The 2,493-nt window shown below is 70.1% G+C and carries 2 protein-coding genes; both read right to left on the reverse strand.

Translation table 11 applies throughout. The features are described 5' to 3' along the window. Positions 1–159 precede the first annotated feature (159 nt). The gene (locus tag U9R90_RS35465) at positions 160–1,257 is read right to left on the reverse strand and encodes a lysophospholipid acyltransferase family protein (RefSeq protein WP_411061553.1); all 1,098 of its coding nucleotides are present in this window, start codon (positions 1,255–1,257) and stop codon (positions 160–162) included. 14 nt (positions 1,258–1,271) lie between these two features. Then, positions 1,272–2,339, reverse strand: a complete 1,068-nt coding sequence (locus U9R90_RS35470; protein WP_411061554.1) for an NAD-dependent epimerase/dehydratase family protein — start codon at positions 2,337–2,339, stop codon at positions 1,272–1,274. Positions 2,340–2,493: the final 154 nt, after the last annotated feature.

Raw genomic sequence — 2,493 nt, forward strand, 5'->3', positions numbered from 1 at the left:
CCCGCCCCCGACGTCACCATCCCGCCCCTGCTCCCGGACCTCATCCCGGGGCTTGGACTGGACGCCGAGGACCAGGGCTAGCCGCGCGACAGGGGCGGTGCTCTCATCGAGAGCACCGCCCCTTCGCGTGTTCGGATGCTCTGGAAGAGCACCGATGCTTCAGAAGAACACCGAACGCCGCTGCACCAGCAGCTTGTACAGCGTGTGCTGGATCTGCTCCCGCACCTGATCCGTCAGGTTGAACATCAGCATCGGATCCTCCGCCGCCTCCGCCGGATACCCGTCCGTCTCGATCGGCTCACCGAACTGGATCGTCCACTTCGTCGGCAGCGGCACCGCGCCCAGCGGCCCCAGCCACGGGAACGTCGGCGTGATCGGGAAGTACGGGAAGCCCAGCACCCGCGCCAGCGTCTTCGCGTTGCCGATCATCGGGTAGATCTCCTCCGCACCCACGATCGAGCACGGCACGATCGGCGTCCCCGCCCGCAGCGCCGTGGAGACAAAGCCGCCACGGCCGAAGCGCTGCAGCTTGTAGCGCTCGCTGAACGGCTTCCCTATGCCCTTGAAGCCCTCCGGCATCACCCCGACCAACTCGCCGGCCTCAAGCAGCCGCTGCGCGTCCTCGGCGCAGGCGAGCGTGTGCCCGGCCTTCCGGGCCAGCTCGTTCACGACCGGCAGCATGAAGACGAGATCGGCGGCGAGCAGCCGCAGATGCCGGTTCTCCGGATGGTTGTCGTGGACGGCGACCTGAAGCATCAGCCCGTCCAGCGGCAGCGTCCCGGAGTGGTTGGCGACGATCAGCGCCCCGCCATCGGACGGGATGTTCTCGATGCCCTTCACCTCGACGCGGAAGTACTTGTCGTAGAACGGCCGCGCCATCGACAGCAGGACCTGTTCGGTGAGCTCCTGGTCGTAGCCGAACTCGTCGACCTCGTAGTCGCCCGTGATGCGGCGCCGCAGGAAGGCCAGGCCCCCCGCCACACGCCGCTCCCAGCCGCCACCCTGGCCCTTCGGGGGCGCCGGGGCGCCTTCCGGCCGCTCGGCAGCCGTGGCGGCCGGTTCACCGCTCGGCAGGGCCTTCACCTCACCCACCTCACCGGCTTCCAGCGCCTCCCGTGCGTCCCGTACTCCTCGTACGTCCCGTACGGCCGAGGGCTCGCCCTTCCTGCGTCCGGTGGCCCGGCGCCGCGCCACCGGGCGTGGGGCACCCCCGCGCGACCGGTCGTCGTCGAACGGAATGACCTTGGCGTCCGCCATTGTTGCCGCGCTCCTCAGTTGGCGCTCTGCGTCGGGTGCGTAGCGTGTCTGCCGCCCGCGAACGGCAGCACGGCGAGCCGGTCGACGGCCCTCGCCAGGGCCTCCGGTGGCAGCAGCCCAGGGCCTCGGCTGCGTACGAACTCCGTGAACGTCTCGGCCGTCGTGTACTTCGGCTTGAACCCGAGTGTCTCGCGCATCTGCGTCGTGGACACGACCCTGCCGTGGGTGAGCAGCCTGAGCTGCTCCCGCGAGAAGTCCGTGAGCCCCACCGTGCGCAGTGCGGCGCCAGCCCAGCTGACGGCCGGCAGCAGCATCGGCACCGTGGGGCGGCCGAGACGGCGCGAGCACTGGGAGAGCAGCAGCACGCCGTCGCCGGCGATGTTGAAGGTCCCGCTGTTGAGGGTCCCGCGCTCGGGCTCGTGCGACGCGAGGCGCAGCACCTCGATCACATCGTCCTCGTGCGCGAACTGCAGTCGCGGGTCGTAGCCGAACACGGTCGGCAGCACGGGCAGCGAGAAGTACTCGGCGAGCGGCGAGTCCGCCGTCGGGCCGAGGATGTTGGCGAAGCGCAGCACGCACACCGCCACATCGGGCCGGCGCCGGGCGAAGCCGCGCACATACCCCTCGACCTCGACCGTGTCCTTCGCGAAGCCGCCGCTGGGCAGCGACTTGGGCGGGGTGGTCTCGGTGAAGACCGCGGGGTCGCGGGGCGCGGAGCCGTACACCTGCGTGGAGGACTTGACCACCAGGCGCTTGACCGCGGGGGACTTCTGACAGGCACCGAGCAGCTGCATGGTGCCGATGACGTTGGTCTCCTTGACCGTGGCCCGGCTGCCGCTGCTCAGCGGGGTGCCCGTGACGTCCATGTGGACCACGGTGTCGACGCCGTGCTCGGCGAGCAGCCTGGCGATCGTGGGCTGGCGGATGTCGGCCCGCAGGAAGTCGGCGCCGCCCAGATGGTGTTCGGGAGGGATGGCGTCCACTCCGATCACCCGATCCACATCAGGGTCGCGCTGTATGCGGCGCACGAAGCGTCCCCCGAGCTGCCGGGCCACTCCCGTGACGAGCACGACCTTGCCCAAGATCAGCGCCTTCCTTCCGGCGGATCGAACACCCGCATCGAACCCTAGCGGCAACCGTAGCGGGTTGATGTTGCGCTGTGATGACCGCATGCTGCACGAGGTGACGGGAAGTCGCCCCCGAAACCGCCCCGGAACCGCCCCGAAGCCGCCCCCG

It is taken from the genome of Streptomyces sp. E11-3 (assembly GCF_046540415.1).
Taxonomy (GTDB): Bacteria; Actinomycetota; Actinomycetes; order Streptomycetales; family Streptomycetaceae; genus Streptomyces.

Coding starts and splice junctions, on each gene's coding strand:
- U9R90_RS35465 (WP_411061553.1), bottom strand. CDS start 1,257: ATGGCGGACGCCAAGGTCATTCCGTTCGACGACGACCGGTCGCGCGGG.